The sequence below is a fragment of the Gymnodinialimonas sp. 202GB13-11 genome (genome assembly GCF_040932485.1).
GTDB classification, from domain to species: Bacteria; Pseudomonadota; Alphaproteobacteria; order Rhodobacterales; family Rhodobacteraceae; genus Gymnodinialimonas; species Gymnodinialimonas hymeniacidonis.
In genome coordinates this window covers 441,121-457,160 of the sequence record NZ_JBFRBH010000001.1, presented here as the reverse complement: position 1 = coordinate 457,160, position 16,040 = coordinate 441,121, and the positions used below count along the sequence as shown (strand labels likewise).

Annotated in this window: 10 protein-coding genes; 1 reads left to right on the top strand and 9 read right to left on the bottom strand. The window is 60.0% G+C overall.

What is annotated here, in order from left to right:
- Positions 1–5: 5 nt before the first annotated feature.
- The 4 genes from V8J81_RS02320 to V8J81_RS02305 all read right to left on the bottom strand — a co-directional run bounded on the left by V8J81_RS02320 (position 6) and on the right by V8J81_RS02305 (position 8,665).
- On the bottom strand, positions 6–902 hold the full coding sequence (locus V8J81_RS02320) for a DMT family transporter (protein WP_368474143.1): 897 nt from the start codon (positions 900–902) through the stop codon (positions 6–8).
- Positions 903–927: 25 nt separating this feature from the next.
- The gene (locus V8J81_RS02315; RefSeq protein WP_368474142.1) at positions 928–1,533 is read right to left on the bottom strand and encodes a LysE/ArgO family amino acid transporter; all 606 of its coding nucleotides are present in this window, start codon (positions 1,531–1,533) and stop codon (positions 928–930) included.
- A gap of 558 nt (positions 1,534–2,091) precedes the next feature.
- Complete coding sequence (locus tag V8J81_RS02310) at positions 2,092–7,404, bottom strand: nSTAND1 domain-containing NTPase (RefSeq protein ID WP_368474141.1); 5,313 nt, start codon at positions 7,402–7,404, stop codon at positions 2,092–2,094.
- A gap of 490 nt (positions 7,405–7,894) precedes the next feature.
- Positions 7,895–8,665, bottom strand: a complete 771-nt coding sequence (locus V8J81_RS02305) for a YebC/PmpR family DNA-binding transcriptional regulator (RefSeq protein ID WP_368474140.1) — start codon at positions 8,663–8,665, stop codon at positions 7,895–7,897.
- A gap of 612 nt (positions 8,666–9,277) precedes the next feature.
- On the opposite strand from V8J81_RS02305, the gene V8J81_RS02300 reads away from it, so the two are divergent.
- A complete protein-coding gene (locus tag V8J81_RS02300) occupies positions 9,278–11,047 on the top strand; it encodes an SLC13 family permease (RefSeq protein WP_368474139.1) in 1,770 nt (589 codons plus the stop codon).
- Between the two features lie 481 nt (positions 11,048–11,528).
- On the opposite strand, the gene V8J81_RS02295 is transcribed toward V8J81_RS02300, so the two are convergent.
- The 5 genes from V8J81_RS02295 to V8J81_RS02275 all read right to left on the bottom strand — a co-directional run bounded on the left by V8J81_RS02295 (position 11,529) and on the right by V8J81_RS02275 (position 16,039).
- Positions 11,529–11,897, bottom strand: a complete 369-nt coding sequence (locus V8J81_RS02295) for a hypothetical protein (RefSeq protein WP_368474138.1) — start codon at positions 11,895–11,897, stop codon at positions 11,529–11,531.
- Between the two features lie 12 nt (positions 11,898–11,909).
- Positions 11,910–13,691 carry an SLC13 family permease gene (locus tag V8J81_RS02290; protein WP_368474137.1) on the bottom strand — a complete coding sequence of 594 codons (1,782 nt, stop codon included), beginning with the start codon at positions 13,689–13,691 and terminating at the stop codon, positions 11,910–11,912.
- Positions 13,692–13,757: 66 nt separating this feature from the next.
- Complete coding sequence (locus tag V8J81_RS02285) at positions 13,758–14,660, bottom strand: DMT family transporter (RefSeq protein ID WP_368474136.1); 903 nt, start codon at positions 14,658–14,660, stop codon at positions 13,758–13,760.
- Positions 14,657–15,457, bottom strand: coding sequence for a TIGR00282 family metallophosphoesterase (locus tag V8J81_RS02280; protein WP_368474135.1), 801 nt, complete (start codon positions 15,455–15,457; stop codon positions 14,657–14,659). Before V8J81_RS02280 ends, V8J81_RS02285 begins: the two co-directional genes overlap by 4 nt.
- A gap of 9 nt (positions 15,458–15,466) precedes the next feature.
- Positions 15,467–16,039: a 5-formyltetrahydrofolate cyclo-ligase gene (locus V8J81_RS02275; protein ID WP_368474134.1), complete on the bottom strand. Its 573-nt coding sequence runs from the start codon at positions 16,037–16,039 to the stop codon at positions 15,467–15,469.
- Position 16,040 lies beyond the last annotated feature (1 nt).

Here is a 16,040-nt window from a genome sequence, read left to right as displayed (position 1 = left end):
AAAGGTTAACGCTTTGCCCGCATCGCTTCCCGCCACGTGATGAACGTGACCGCAGCGATGATCATCGTGCCACCAAGAACCACGAAAGCGTCCACTGGCTCGCCGAAGACAAGGACACCCAGAAGCGTGGCCCAAAGCAGTTGGAGGAAGGTGATGGGCTGAGTGACGGTCAGCGGCGCTGCGCGGAAAGCCAATGTCATCGTGTAATGGCCAAGCGTCGCGAAAAGCGCGCAGACGAACAGCCAGCCCAGATCGACCCACCCGATGGGAACCCAGACTGCCCAGGCCACCGGAGCGAGAAGGATGGGCACAAGGACGGACAAGTAGAAGACCACAACTTCCGGGGCGAGCTTCTGTGACAAGATCTTTGCCAGAAAGTAGCTGCCCGCCATGGCGACAGCCGCGAACAGCATCACGATGTGGCCAGTATCGATCTCGCGAAAACCGGGGCGGATGATGATGAGCGTACCCAGAAAGGCTACACAAACCGCCGCGATGCGCCATGGGCCCAAACGCTCGCCCAGAAACACAACCGCCAGAAGGATGACATAAACCGGGTTGAGGTAGTTGAGCGCGGTAACATCCGCGATCGGGATGCGGGTCATGGCGAAGAACCACATCGAAACGGCGAGCGCGTGGCAGGCGCCGCGCGCGAACAGCATCCCACCTGTGCGCCGGTCAATGCTCGCGCGCCGTACCGAGGGGATCATTGGAGCGAGGAAGATGAGGCCCAGGGCGTAGCGCAGGAACCCAGCCTGGGTGGAGGGCACAGTGTCCCCTACCATCTTGACGGAGGCGGTGACGGTTACAAAACACAGGCCGGTCACGAACATCCAGAACAGGCCCCAGCCCGGGCGGGCTATGGGTTGGGCCGGAATGTCAGGGGTGGCGGGCGTGTCCATTGCGGGGCACAAGACCACCCTTCGATCAGAGGTTCAACGCCAGTTTCACCGCCAGCGCCAGCATCGTGACGCCCACGATCACGTCGAGCCACATCCACGCCTTGGGCTTCGCAAAAACCGGAGCAAGCGCGCGGGCGCCGTAGCCGAGGATGAGGAAGAAGACGCAGGAGGCGGTGAGGGCTCCGGTGCCGAATATCCAACGACCCTCGCCGTAAGTGGCCGCGACCGCTCCGATCAGGCCCACGGTGTCGAGGTAGACATGGGGGTTGGCCCAAGTGAGCAAAAGCGTAGTGGTCAGCGCTGCGGTGAGGCTTTGCTCGGCAGTGCCCTCGGCCTTGAGGGCATCATCGGCGGTGAAGGCGCCGTAGAGACTGCGCAGGCCGTAGGCGACAAGGAAGGCCGCACCACCCCAGCGCATGGCCTCCAACGCCCACGGCGCCGCCTCGGCGATGACGCCGAAACCTGCGACGCCTGCGAAGATCAGAATGGCCTCGGAAAGGCAGCAGACCAGCACGACCGGCGCGACGTGGAGGCGGCGGATGCCTTGGCGCAGGACGAAGGCATTCTGCGCGCCGATAGCGAGGATCAGCGAGAAGGAGAGCGCGAAGCCTGCGGTGAAAATGGGGAGCATGGGGGGCGCGTCTATGGGTGGGTCGGGAGGGGCTTGCCTAACCGGAAGGGGCGATGGTGTCGAGGGGTGATGGGCGCGCTACTCACGCGTGAGCAAGGAGGTTAAGGTATTGAAAAGTGTATGAAAAACTCTTTTTAGGCAAGTGTTAACCATGAGTTGAGAGGCTTGCTGAGTTTCACGCACACTCCGGAACGAAGGCTGTAGCGAACGGCCTCCAAAGGTCCTTGAGCACGGCTTTCGAGTGCTGCTGTCCGAGCCTGCGTTCTGGACATTGCCACCGAACCAAGATCGGGCCTTACCCTGTGCAACATAAAAGCGCCGCCTGCGCTTGGACCTTGACCGCTTTGGACCGCCCCAAGGGAACAATGGAGACAAAGAGTTCCAAGCTGTATTTCCGAGAAGACGGATACCTCGTGATAAAGCGATCCAAAAAAGTGTCTTCGTTAAACCAAGAATACCTGCACATACGGACTCAACAGTATTTTAACTTCAAGTTGAAGTCTTGAGGGGCGGAAAGTTAAAGCAACGGCCAAACAAAACACTATTGGTTTTAGCGACTTAGTCGGAATGTAGCGCTAGTGGCGCGTGCACTTTCTGAGACAGATCCGACACAACCGGCTCATCTTCGATAAGCTCAATCATTCCAGATTGATGGATGACGAAGTCTCCGACAAAAACGGCGTTGGAGTAGTAAATCAGCGAGCTGGCCTTGATGTGGCCGTTGTCCATAACTCCATAAAGACGGGGTGCTTTGTACCTGTTGTGAATGCTATCCGCTTCTTGGCGGTCCAGCGAAGTCGGAATATACATCGCTTCACGACCATCCAACACGTAGAACGGGCCTTCTTCCCCTCGCACAAAGAAGCAAAAAAACCGGAGGTACTCGAGCGCGTTCTCGACGGTCAAAGCGATTTCACTTTTCGCGTTGAATTCATGAATGGGCGGCGATGTTCCATTTAGCCAGTATAGATTTCGGCCGTGGCTGAGGTAATAAATATAGGCCCCGTCTGGCCACTCCGGATGCGTGGCACGCAGCAGCAGTTTTTCTGCGCCGGGATAGAAGGGCAGTTGGCGCTGATGCCACGTAACTTGGTCTGCTGGCGCTTGGTTGTCCAAGATTTCCAACTTGGCAACGATACCGGGATTGCCTAACGGTTCCCAGCCCTCCGCATCTGGGTAGAAAAGGCTATCACCGCGGGGCGAGCCTGTTGTTTCTGCCGGTTCGAGCCCGAACTCGGCGCGGGCCACATCCGGCAAGAGATCAGTATAAGCGCGATCCCAATGATCACGGCCTTCGCTGTCACCGCCGACACTCTTGAGTTTGGCGATAAGGTCTAGATCACCGAAATGCGACATGCTGAGAATGAGTTGTGTCGCGGTCTCTTCGTCAAGATGGTGGAGCACGAATTTGAGGACCCGATCGTCAGGGTCCTTCACCCTGTCCTTCGTATCATGGCGCGTGCCCACGAGGACGGAGTACGCCGCTGCAAACGGCATGCTATCTGGGACTAGGTCTTCGATGGCCCTGATGACGTCCGGACGTCCGTTTCGCAGCGCATCAAGGTAAAGCCCCGGGAATTTCGTAGACGCTTCCCAAGGATCAATATGGTTTTTCGCGACCATTTGGAGGAACAGCTTGTCCCAGCCGTTCCGCAGCAGCAGCTGGCCAGTAGAGATGTTTTCTGAGTCGCCCTCGATTTTCTGATCGAGATTTTGTCTTTCGATAGTTTCTCGGTTTAAGAGCCGTTGAAAGAGTGATTGGTTCTTGGCTTTCGCGGCGTCGAACAATTCTTTGCAGAACCGCTCTTGCTGTTTGATCCGATCGGCCTTTCGCAGCTCCTTCAAGAGTTCCATCGGGAAGTTCCGATGCAAGGCGATGGCACGCTGCACCTCTGGAAGCCCGTGCGCCATTTCCCAAGCAGTAACCTCACCCGCATCGTTCAATACGTTGGATTGAATTTTGGCCTTTGCGGAAACGTCGAGGTCTGGGTCTTCCAATAGTGCTTTCACTACGCTGAAAATGCGGCGACGGAAATGCTCCGGCTTGGATTCCGGGTTTTGATAATACTCGAACAGCGCAGCATGAAGCGGGGTGAAACCTTCGAAGGTCGGTCCGTCAACAGCAAGTGCGTCTTTGGTTACGAACGGAAGCAAATAAGCAAGCATTTCCGCTTCCGTGAACCATGCTGCCAAGATCACTGGTGTGCGTCCGTAAACATCTTTTGCGTACATCATTTCGGCCCCGATGTCGTGGCGCAAGATCTCTTCCACGAGATCGACGTGCCCGTTCGCCGCTGCGATGTGTAGTGGCGTGAACCCTCCATCGGTTTTGCGGCTGGGGTCGCTTTTATCCCAAAAGTAGCGGAAGCTTTCGACGTCATCACACAATGATGCTTGGTGGATCGGAGCCCAGCCGCCATAGCAGCGCTGATTGAAACAAAAGCCCGCCCGCACCAATCTTTCTGCGATGTCAGTGCGCCCGCGGCGCGCGGCGCCACCAAGTGGATTAGCGCGCTTCTCATCCCATTCGCTCGGGTCAACATGCCGGAGAAGCAGATCGAGAATGTCATCTTGCTCACCCCATACCGCGCTATCAAGGTCTGTGAACCCGTAGATGTCGACATTTGCTGGATTGGCGTTGTTCTCAAGAAGCAATTCTACGGTTGAGCCGTGAGACCAACCAGCCGAGGCTAGAGGGCTTGTGCCTGTCTTCGTTTGAGTGTTGTGCACGCAGTCCGGCTCAATCTCTATGAAGCGTTTCAGCAAATCATCTAAACCGTAGCTGGCGGCGACATGTACATGTGCGCCCCTTGGCTTATCCTTATGCACCAGTTTTTGCGGGGCTTTAGAGTACTGAAACGTTGCAAGCGCATACTCGCGTATCAAGCGGAGTTCTTCGTTTAGGTGGGATACCTCTCCCCACGACCAATCGCGTGCATGAAGCTTAAGGACACTGGCTGCATCTTCGATTTGCTTTTCATCGGGGTCGATTTCTCCGGGTCTGTCGACTTCATCCCAGTTGAGTGCAGCGCGCCGCATGTTCGCCTCGCGCGCAAGGTCCTCGCGATCGGCGTCAAACCACGCCCTAGCCTTGGGCCAACGCCGGATAACAGCCTCATGTACCAACCTATGCCCACCTGCAGCGGGCACCAATAAACGCAGTCTTCGAAAAGCGTCGTGCAGCTTCTGTTCACTACGGTAGCCGCGCGCCAGGATTGACCTGAGCACGAGTTTGCCCTGTTCGGGTTGGTCTGGAACGATCGAAATGCGCACCAAGGGGCGTAAGAATGATCCGACGTCTTCCTCGTCATCGCCGCCCTCCCCTTTGATCCAAGCAGTTTCTGCTAAATCTGCCATCATGTCACCAAGCGCAAGCGATGACGCTCCGAGGTCCGATTTAGTCACTCGCAATCGATTGAAGGTCTCGCCAAGACGTCCGTCTTGCGCACTTTTGGGCGCGCGCGGTGAAAGGTCGTGGAACAGGCTATAAAGCCGAAGCGACAGCAATGGCAGCGGCGAAGCCGAAATCGAAGTATCGTCTTGCAACGCTCTGATCTCGCCGATCAACTCATCGACAATCTCCAAATCGAGGTCGATGCCGGACTTTCGGAAGGGTTCTTCAATTAGTGTACGGTAAAACCGCTCGTCCGTGTCCGGTAACTCCAGCATGTGCGAGTCTTGAAAACCCAAGTCTTCCTTTAGGTCTGCAAAGCGTTCTTTCCGGCTATCCTCGAGCGTGAAAACTAACGGCCATGCGAACTTCTGTGACAGATGACGCAAAATCCGGATAAGTGCGCGCCAATCGTTCTCATTCACCCCTTCGCTGAGATCGTCGAGAATCTCTTCGAACTGATCAATACAGATCAACAGCTTCGGTGGCGGCGTGCTGCTATTCATCAGTCCATCCAGCCATTTGATTGCCACCGGCTGCAGCAAAAGCGGCGAAGGCGCAGTCGGCCCTGTGAACTGCCTTGGTGGCGCGACGCCGATGAGCGACCCAATTTTGGCCAGCAACACGGGAAGACAATTCACCCGAGCGTTTTCCCCCCATTGGAAATCTGTGGGGCGCATTTCGAGCGGCGACAGGTTATGTACTTCGAGCGCTTCGGCTGCCACTCGCGCCCGCATAAAGCTGGATTTGCCGCAACCACTTGGGCCCGTTACGCCGAGCATCATTGGCTTTCCATCGTTCACTGCCAGGCTGATATCGGCCATGGCAAACGCCGCTTCCCGCGCCCGCCCGGTGAACGCGTCCGCATCATCGACTTGATAGTAATCAAGCCCACGATAGGGGTTTGGTAGATTGGCCTCGTTGATACCAGGTAAACTCAAAACAAAGTCGCCGACCCAGTCCATGTCCCGACCGAGGCGAATGAAATCGATAATCTCGATCCCGTTTTCAGTGAGGAACTTTCGGAAACCTGCTGTCGCGTTTTCTTCGTCCGTGCACGAGGTCAGCTGGACAACGATCAGCGGAATACTTCGCAGCATACACTCAGCGGCAAATCGGGTTTCGTAGGAGAATTCTATCCCGCCTCGCGTGCGAACGAACTCGCGCCGGTCCCGTTCCGACATGCCCAACGTGTCATCGAATTTCCCATGAACATCAGCGCCGGCGTCGCGACTTGCAAGCCAACCCTCTGTATCTAGCTGATCCAAGAGTCGGCTATCTGGCGAGATAACGCGCGAGAGTTCCGCGCCCAGAAACAGGACAGCGCCGACTACCTCGTCATTCAACGTCGTCCAAGCTTCAGACTTTGCATAATCCCCGTCATGGGCCTCTTCTCGTTCAGACCGACCGAAATCCCATGAGACGGGCACTACGCTAGAGCTATCAGAGATCCGAGACGCTCGACGTGAGACCTTATCCTTGATGCGCGTGACCGCATCTTCGAACCTGATATCCGTCTCCAATGACCCTGCAAACATCACAGATCTTGTCTCAGTCGGCGTATGACTAGCGAGCGTGCTATAATCCTGTTTCAGGGGCAGGCGCGCCTTCATTTCGCTTCGAAACTCCTGGATTTCACCATGGAGCCCCTTAACGCCGGTCTTGATCTCGCGAAGTGAGCGGTCGAGTTTCTCAAACTCGACTTGAAGCTCCTGCGCAAACCAGTCAGGCGGTGTGTCATGAAACACTTGTTCGACGAAAACAGGGTCGAGCGAAGTCTGTTCGCGAGCTTGGTTAGCCAAGTCAGCCTTTAGTTCACCCAGAAGTTCAGCGATGGCGTTGGTCTGAATGACCCGAAAAGACTCTGCCGCCTCAGGATAATGTGTTTTGTCTTGGAGAACCAATGCGAATTCATCGGCGAAAAGATGAGAAAAGTCTCGTGGTTCGCCGTGAAGCGTATGCAACCCCTCACTAGCGGCACGGCGCAAAACAACCGGGATCTCGCTTTCTTTGATGCCGCAAAGCTCGGCCAGAGTATTCGAAAACAGTCTCTCTGGATCAATGCCGAGTTCGTGACCCGCGAGGGGCGCAGAGATGTTGTCGATCAGCAGGTCCAGATGCTCATCAATTGCACTCGGTCCAATTGAGCTTCCGTCACGAAGCCGTAAATTTTTGTTCACGATCTCTGACTGCAAGGCCTCAAAAATTGGCGCAAACTCGACGAGCTGTGGAGCACCCTCAGCATTTGGATAGATTTGGGCCCAACTAAGCCGGTCATGCATCAACGCGGTCGCTGCCCTAAGCCAACTGAGACGTAACGCGCGGCGTAGGTGATCATTTGCAGGGGTTCGATATTTCCCAAGGGCGCGCGAAAGGGTTAACCGGTTCTCTACATGACGCTTCAGACCCGGCAAACGCCCTGCCAATAACCCAACGCTCGAAACAACAGCCCCAAACAGCTGGGCAACTTCAACTGGCACTGCGCAACCCAAATTCTCTGAATATCAACAATTATTTAGACCGAGATGGTGTGCGCCTGCGAATTTAGTGTCAACTCTTCATTTCCCTTGCCTGTTCATGCGATGGCAGGCGTAGGTAAGAATTGTTTTTTGCTTACGCTGAGCAGAAGCCTTTGGTCAGCGTATGCGACACCTTTGTTTCGGTGTCTTCGACAGCGCAGGAAGAAGACTATTTTCGTCCTTCACCCTCTTTTCTTGATTGAAATGCTAAAATCTGCATGCACGCATCGTTTAGCTCCAATAAGAAGCTATATTGGCGTCCTTAAGCCACTTAGGCTTGTATGAAATGGATTGTCAGCTTTGACGAGGTAACGAAGTAGGCTGTGTATTGGCAGCGCACGCATGCTACCCACCCACAATCATTTGCCAGCCAGAAACAGACTTGGGCCCGTCGATCGCGAGGCGGGTGCGCCGTTGTGCACCCGCTTGTTCGCTGTCAAAGTGGGTGGCTCTACTCCGCCCCGAGCTGTGCCATGACCTCGTCGGATACTTCGAAGTTCGTCGTGACGTTCTGCACGTCGTCGTCGTCTTCCAGCGCTTCGATGAGTTTCATCAGCTTTTGCGCGTCTTCCAGCTGAAGCTCGGTCGTGGTGGTGGGGCGCCAGACGAGTTTGGTGGACTCGGACTCGCCTAATTCGGCCTCCAAAGCACTTGAGACCTCGTTCAGGTCCGTGTCGGCGCACCAGACGATGTGGTTGCCGGGATCCTCGTCGCCGTCGCCCTCATTGGTTTCGACATCTTCGGCGCCGGCCTCGATCGCGGCCATCATGATGGTGTCGGCGTCGCCGGCGGAGAGCGGGTAGGTCACCTGCCCTTTGCGTTCGAACATGAAGCCGACCGAGCCGGTCTCGCCCAGATTACCGCCGTTCTTGGAGAATGTGGAACGGACCGTGGATGCGGTGCGGTTCTTGTTGTCGGTCATCGCCTCGACAATCACCGCGACGCCGTTAGGGCCGTAGCCCTCATACCGGATCTCATCATAATTCTCGGCATCCCCGCCGGTGGCCTTGTTGATGGCGCGTTCGATCACGTCCTTGGGGACGGATTGGGATTTGGCCTCTTTCACGGCGAGGCGCAGGCGCGGGTTCTTTTCGGGGTCGGGGTCGCCCATCTTGGCGGCGACGGTGATCTCCTTCGCCATCTTGGAGAAGAGCTTGGCGCGGATCTTGTCCTGACGCCCCTTGCGGTGCTGGATATTCGCCCATTTTGAGTGGCCGGCCATGGCGTTGATCCTTCGTTCGGACTGCGGTTTGGCGGGTGTCATACCCAAGGGGCGAGAGTGGGGCAATGGGCGGAGGGATTTCGGCAAAAGAAAACGCGGGCCGGAGGGGGACGGCCCGCGTTTGCTGCGCGTTCGACAAGGACAGGGAGGGAGAGAGCGTGGAACGCGACTTGGGAGAGGAGGACTTACCAGGAGCGGTAGACGGGCCAGTAGCAATCGGCCAGCGCGGCGTCGGCAGAGATGGCGATGAGAGCGAGGGTTGCCAGGGCGGTGAGTGTGGTCTTGCGGGTCAATTGGTGTCTCCTTGCGGGGTGTGTTGTGTTTCGATGGGAGTGTTATGGCAGACCCGCTTGAGGCGCGGCATGGAGGCTGGCCTTACCTTCGGAACACAGGCGCGTGAGGATCGCTGACAGGGATGTGACACCGGTGAAATATCAGCAGAAAAACGGCAGGGTTGAGAGGCTGAGTGCCCCTGCGATGAGAATAATGGTGAGTTTGATCATGGGGCCTCCGATTCCGGTTGGATGGCTGTTACACGGGTGGGTTGCGTGGATCCGTCGGCGCTCTGTTTTCCCGGTTCCCGCTCCGCGTGTTGGCGGATAGGCTTTGGCCATGACGCAAGACCAAATCATCCTCTTCTCCCTCTTCGGTATCGTGTTCGGCCTGCTCCTTTGGGGACGGTTCCGGTATGACATGGTGGCCTTTGGCGCGCTGATGGCGGGCACCGTTCTGGGTGTCGTAGAGCCATCCGAGGCATTTGCGGGTTTCGGGCACCCCGCCACGCTGGTTGTGGCTTTGGTGCTGGTGGTCTCTGCCGGGTTGGTGCGGTCTGGCGCGGTGTTCCTGATCACGCGGACGCTGGTCGATGCGAGCCGATCTTTGGGCGCGCATATCGCGATCATGGGTGGGATCGGCGGGGTGCTCAGCGCGTTCATGAACAACGTGGCGGCGCTGGCGCTTCTGATGCCGGTGGACATCGCCACGGCGCGCAAAGCGGGGCGGTCGCCTGGGGTGTCGTTGATGCCCTTGTCATTTGCCACGATCCTCGGCGGCATGGTCACCCTGATCGGGACACCGCCCAACATCATCATCGCCACGATCCGTGAAGACAGCTTGGGCGAACCGTTCAAGATGTTCGACTTCGCGCCGGTAGGCGGGGTGGCCGCCATTGTCGGCCTCGCCTTTGTGGCCTTCTTCGGCTGGCGCCTGATCCCCGCTCGGGATTCCGGGGTGGGCGAACAACTGAGCAAGCTGGAACCGTACATCGCAGAGCTTCGCCTGCCGGAGGGATCGAAGCTCGCTGATACGCGTCTGCGCGATCTGGAGGGGGCTGCAGCTGAGGCGGACGTGGCGCTGTTAGGGATCTTACGGGACGGAAAGCGCCGCTTTGGAATGGGGCGCAATCTGAAGCTGCGCGAGGGCGATATTCTGGTTCTGGAAGCTGAGCCCGAAGCGCTGGACGAATTCCGCGTAGGCCAAAACCTTGAGCCTGCAGGTGGTGGCGGGACCGAAGGGGTGACGGGTGACGGTGTCAGTTTCGTCGAGATGGTCGTGCAAGGCGACAGCCGGATCGCGGGCAAGACGGCAGAAGCCGTGGGCCTGAGCTGGCGGCAGGGCACCACGCTGATGGGGATCGCCCGCAAAGGCACGCGGATCACCAAACGGTTGCGCAAAACGGTGGTGGAGCCGGGCGATATCCTGCTTCTGCTGACGCCGTCCGACCGAGCCGAAGATGTGGTGAGCTGGCTTGGTGGGCTGCCGCTGGCGGACCGTGGCCTGACAGTGACGAATGACACCAAGACCTGGGCCGCGATTGGTTTGTTCGCAGCGGCCGTGGCGCTGGCCTCAGTTGGTCTTTTATACCTGCCCATCGCCCTGGGGATTGTCGCGGTCAGCTACGTGCTTTTGAAGATCCTTCCGCTCAGCGAAATCTACGATCATATCGAATGGCCCGTTGTGGTTTTGCTTGGGTCGATGATCCCGCTGGGGGCGGCGCTTGAAACGAGCGGCGGCACCGAGCTGATCGCGGGTGCATTGGTCGGCCTGACCGAGGGCCTGCCCGCTTGGGCGATCCTGACCGTGCTGATGGTCGTGACAATGACCATGTCGGATGTGCTGAATAATACGGCCACCGCGATCGTTGCGGCCCCAGTCGGCATCACGATGGCGCAGTCCCTTGGCGTCTCCCCTGACCCGTTCCTGATGGCCGTGGCCGTGGCGGCCTCGGCGGCGTTTCTCACGCCCATTGGGCACAAAAACAACACGCTGATCCTTGGGCCGGGCGGATACCGCTTCGGCGACTATTGGCGGATGGGCTTGCCGCTGGAGGTGCTTGTGATCGCTGTGTCGATCCCGACAATCCTGCTGGTCTGGCCGCTATAAGGGTTTGCGCTTTGGCTGCGCCAAATCGCCGGGCGCGCTCGGCCTGACGGCGGCGCGCGACCCTGTCTTCCACTGGTTTCAAATACTCAAAAAAGGACTCCCATAACCGCTGGTAGAAGCGTTTCCGATGATCCCAAACAGTAGCACTTGGTGGCGGGCGTGAGATGCCTCCGGCGGGAGTATTGTTGGACCAGTGGAAGCCCATATTCACATTGCTTTAACCAGAATCGCGGCACTTTAACGATGCGGTACAGGCTGGAGAGCCGATGGCCGTACCAGTGGAAGGCGCCCGGGAGGAATGGCTGCGGCTAGCCCGGGTGGCTTCTCTCGCTTTCTTTCTACAAATCCCTGCACCGGTAGAGTACCGCAGCACGGCCAGAGGCCGGGTTGCCGCGCGCGAGCCGAAGGCGAGCGCGCGCGACGGGCGATTTGGCGGAGCCAAAGCGCAACCGCCGAAGGCGCATAGCGAAGTCGAGAGCCGCTAGTCGTTTTCGAAACGGCTGGGTTCGGGAGACTCGAACCGCCAGGTATTTCCAGCTGGCCCGTCGATTTCCACATCGGCGATAGGCGCAAGCGTGACCCCAATCGCGCTGGCTCCCGTCTCCAGCGCCGCGCGCAGCGGGTTGCCGCTGTCGTCCAGCGTCACGCGGTAGGGATAGGGCGCGTCGCAGCCTTGCAGGGTGCCGGACCAGCTGGCCCCCGGCACAGGTGCGGGGCCGATGCAGGTTTGGCGGTTGGACATTTGGACCTCAATCCCCGTGGCGGAGACCGTGACCGTTTGGGGCCGTGGTGTGGTGTTCAGACAGCCGGCCAAGAGGACGGCGGGGAGGATCAGAAGCAAGCGGGTCATGAAATCACTTTCTCAAAGGGGCCAGATCAGCGGTATCGCCAAACAGACGACAATGCCAAGGCTCAGGTTCAAAGGCAGGCCCACGCGCACGAAATCGCTGAAGGCGTAGCCGCCGGGTCCGTAGACCAGCATATTGGTCTGGTAGCCGATGGGGGTGGCGAAGCTGGCGGAGGCGGCGATCATCACGGCAATGACCAGAGGGCGCGGGTCGATGCCCACGGCGGCGGCGAGGGCTATGGCGATGGGGGCCATGATGACGGCGACGGCATTGTTGGAGACGAGCTCGGTCAGGACCATCGTGAGGTAGTAGACGGCGATCAGCAGGACCCATGTGGGCGCGGTGGAGAGGAAGGGCGCAACCTGATCCACGATGACGTCCACGGCGCCGGTGTGCGACAGCGCGGCGCCCACGGCTAGCATGGCGAAGATCAGAGCAAGAAGGCGTCCGTCGATGAAGGAAAACGCCTCTTCCGCGTCGATGCAACCGGTCAGCAGGACGATGGCCACGGCGGTGATGGCGAGCGCGAGGATGGGGGCCACGTTGAAGGCCGCAAGCACCACGATGCCGATCATGCAGGCGATGGCGATGGGGCTTTTGCCCCGACGGTAGGCGCGCTCGGACGGTTGGCTCACGTCCACCAGGTCCATATCTGCGGCGAGGCGCTGGATGTCGGCGGGGTCGCCCTCCAGTAGGAGCGTGTCGCCGACGCGGACGATCAGGTCGTCGAGTTGCGAGCCGATGTTCTGGTTTCGGCGGTGCACGGCCAACGGGTAGACGCCGTAGCGGCGGCGCAGGCGCAGTGCGCCGAGGGAACGGCCGATCATGCGGCAGCCGGGGGTGATGAGGACTTCGACGGTGGCGGTGGCGACTTGGGATAGCTTGTCGACAGTCTTGAGGTCTTTCGACTCTTGCAGGCTGAGGACTTCGGACATCTCCGTGCGCAAGACGACGCGGTCACCTTCTTGCAGCTCCACGCCCTTTAGATCTCGGCGGAGGGAGGCATCACCGCGCAGGACGTCGATCAGACGCACGCCCTCGCGTTTGAAAAGGTCAACCTCTTGCACGGCTTGCCCGATCAAGGCGGAGCCTTCGGGGACGGCGACTTCGGTGAAGAATTTCGGGCGGGAACGGCCCCCGCCCAGGAGGGCCGCCATGGAGGTGCGGTCGGGCAGGAGACGGCGGCCGATGAGGGTTAGGTACAGCATCCCCCAGGTCACGACGACGAGGCCAATGGGGGTGACTTCGAAGATCGTAAATGGTTCTAGGCCCTCAGCGCGGGCGACGCCGTCGACGAGAAGGTTGGTGGAGGTGCCGATCAGCGTGAGCGTGCCGCCCATGATGGCCGCATAGCTGAGCGGGATCAGGAACTTGGAGGGCGACTGGCCGAGGATCTTGGCGATCTGGACGAAGACCGGGATCATGATGACAACGATGGGCGTGTTGTTCATGAAGGCGGAGGCCACGGCGACAAAGGCCAGCAGGCTGACCACGGCGACGGCGGGTTTGGCCTTCGCATTGGCTTCGGCGAACTTGGTCAGGCGGTCAAGCGCGCCGGTGCGCACGAGCGCGCCCATGACGATGAACATGGCCGCGATGGTCCACGGCGCGGGGTTCGACAGGACGGCTATCGCGTCCTCGTATGGCAGAAGGCCCAGCACCAGCAGTGTGGCCGTGCCGCCGATGGCGACGACCTCGGTTGGCCATTTCTCCCACATGAAGAGGGCGAACATGGTCAGCAGGACCGCTAGCGCGAGCAGGCCTTCGCTGGTCTGAGAGAGGGGCAGGTCAAGCATGTCAGGCCGTCAGCTTGGAAGCGTTGGGGCGAGTGTGGCGGAGGCAGGTGGCGGCGGCAAGGCGCGTTATTGCGCGGGCTGCGCCGCGCCTGGGCGCGGGGTGACGAGGAAGAGGCCCACCATCATCAGCGCCAGAGCGGCCCAGACCCATGGGCTGTAGCTTTCGCCGAGGATCAGTTTCGCCCAGAGGATGCCGAAGCCTGTCACGAGATAGCCGACTTGCGCCGTGAAGACCGCGCCTGCTGCGCCCACCAGCCAGACATAGGTGACGTAGGCCGCCACATGGGCGATGGAGGAGCCGAGGATCGCCCAATCCGGCGCGCCCCACGGGCCGAGGGGGTTAATCCATTCGCCCGTCAGAAACGCAAGCGGGGCGGAGATGATCATCCCCACGATGGATGCCCCGGCCAACACCTGCATCGCATCGAGGCCATAGGTGCCCCATTTGCCCACGATGTTGCCTTCGCAGGCGTAAAGGAACGGTGCGATCAGCGCGATGGGAAGCCAGACGGCCATGCCGGCCTCGGGCAAGCTCGTGTCGGGCAGCGCGATCAGCACGATGGCGACGAGGCCAAGGGCCAGGCCGGTTATCCGCGCCGGCGAGAACCGGTCCATGCCGAGGCCCACGGCGATGGGTAGCGCCATCATCGGCACGGTAGCGATCACGATGGAGAGGATGCCAGCGGGCAGATGCACGGCGGCGGTGAAGCTGGCCCAGTTAGGGAGAACCGTGCCGATCAGGGCGATGAACAGGTAGAAACGCAGGTGGACGGGCTGCATCGGCAGGGGTTTACGGCGGAACAAGAGGAGCGCGCCCAGAAGCCCCGCCCCGATGGCGAATTGCCAGAAGATGATGCCGATGTCGCGGTAGCCTTCGGACACCGCGATCTTGGACAGCGGTTGCGTGATGCCCCAGGCCGCGCCCATGCCGATCAGGATTGCGATCAGGGTCGTTCGGCTGTAGCTCATGGAGTGGAGGTTTGCAGCCGCCCGCCCTCTCGGATCGGGGTGATGCTGGTGGCTTTGCCGTCTGCGCCGGTCTCGATCAGGGCGCCCGAAAGGGTCGCATCACCTGCGGCGGGGGTGAAGCGTTCCTTCGGCATGCCGGTCAGGAAGCGGCGGAGTGGTTCCCTTTTCTCCATCCCGATGACGGAATTGTAGTCGCCGCACATGCCAGCGTCGGTCAGGTAGCCGGTGCCGCCGGGCAGGATCATCGCGTCGGCGGTGGGGACATGCGTGTGGGTGCCCACGACAAGCGAGGCGCGGCCATCGAGGAAGTGGCCCATGGCCATCTTCTCTGACGTCGCCTCCGCATGGAAATCGACGATGCGCGCGGCGGCTTGGCCACCGAGTTGCTTCAGCGCAGCCTCAAGGGCCGAGAACGGGTCCGCAAAGGGGCGCTTCATAAAGACCTGGCCGAGGGCTTGGGCCACGAGGATTTTACGGCCTTTCACGTCGAAGAGGCGCGCGCCTTTGCCCGGGGCCTGGGCGGAGAAGTTGAGCGGGCGGATGATGCGCGGCTCAGTCTCGATGAACTGGAGCATATCCTTCTGGTCGAAGGCATGATCGCCGAGGGTGATGCAATCGGCCCCGCCGTCGAGCAAGGTCTTGGCATGGGCGCCGGAAAGGCCCGAGCCCGAGGTCGCGTTTTCGCCATTCACCACGGCGAAGTCGACGCGCCAGTCGGTTTTGAGTTGGGCGAGGCGGTTGGTGATGGCGGCGCGGCCCGCGCGGCCCATGACATCGCCGAGGAAGAGAATACGCATTTGCCGGAGTTATTCCGCTGTGGGCGGCGGGGCAAGCCTGCCGTTTTCTGTGACCAGCGCATCGAGGGGCTGGTCGGTGGGTTCTTGCGGGACATCTGGCAGCTCCTGCGCGGCGTAGGCGAAGCCGATGGCGCGGGTGGGGGCGGCGTTGCGCAGGCGCTCTAACGTGCGGTCGTAGAATCCGCCGCCATAGCCGAGGCGTTTGAGGCGCGCGTCAAAGGCCACAAGCGGAACAATGAGGGTATCGGGGGTGAGCCAGTCGCCCTTTGCCGGAACTTGTGCACCGAACGGGCCGCTTTCCATGGCGCAATCGGGCGTCCATTCGCGGAAGTCGAGGGGGTGGCCTGCGGCTTCGATGACCGGCACACAGAGGCGCGCGCCTGCGGCGTGGAGGGCGGTCATCGCTGGCAGGGGTGAGATTTCGGTGCGGATCGGCATGTAGCCCGCGATGATGCTGCCCTTGGCGGGGCCGATGGTGGCCAGCAGGTGCTCGGTCGCCGGGGTGGCCTGCACGGTGGCATGGGCGACCTTGCGAGCGGCGAAAGCGGTTTTGCGAGCGGCGGCTTTGGGATCATCGGTCATG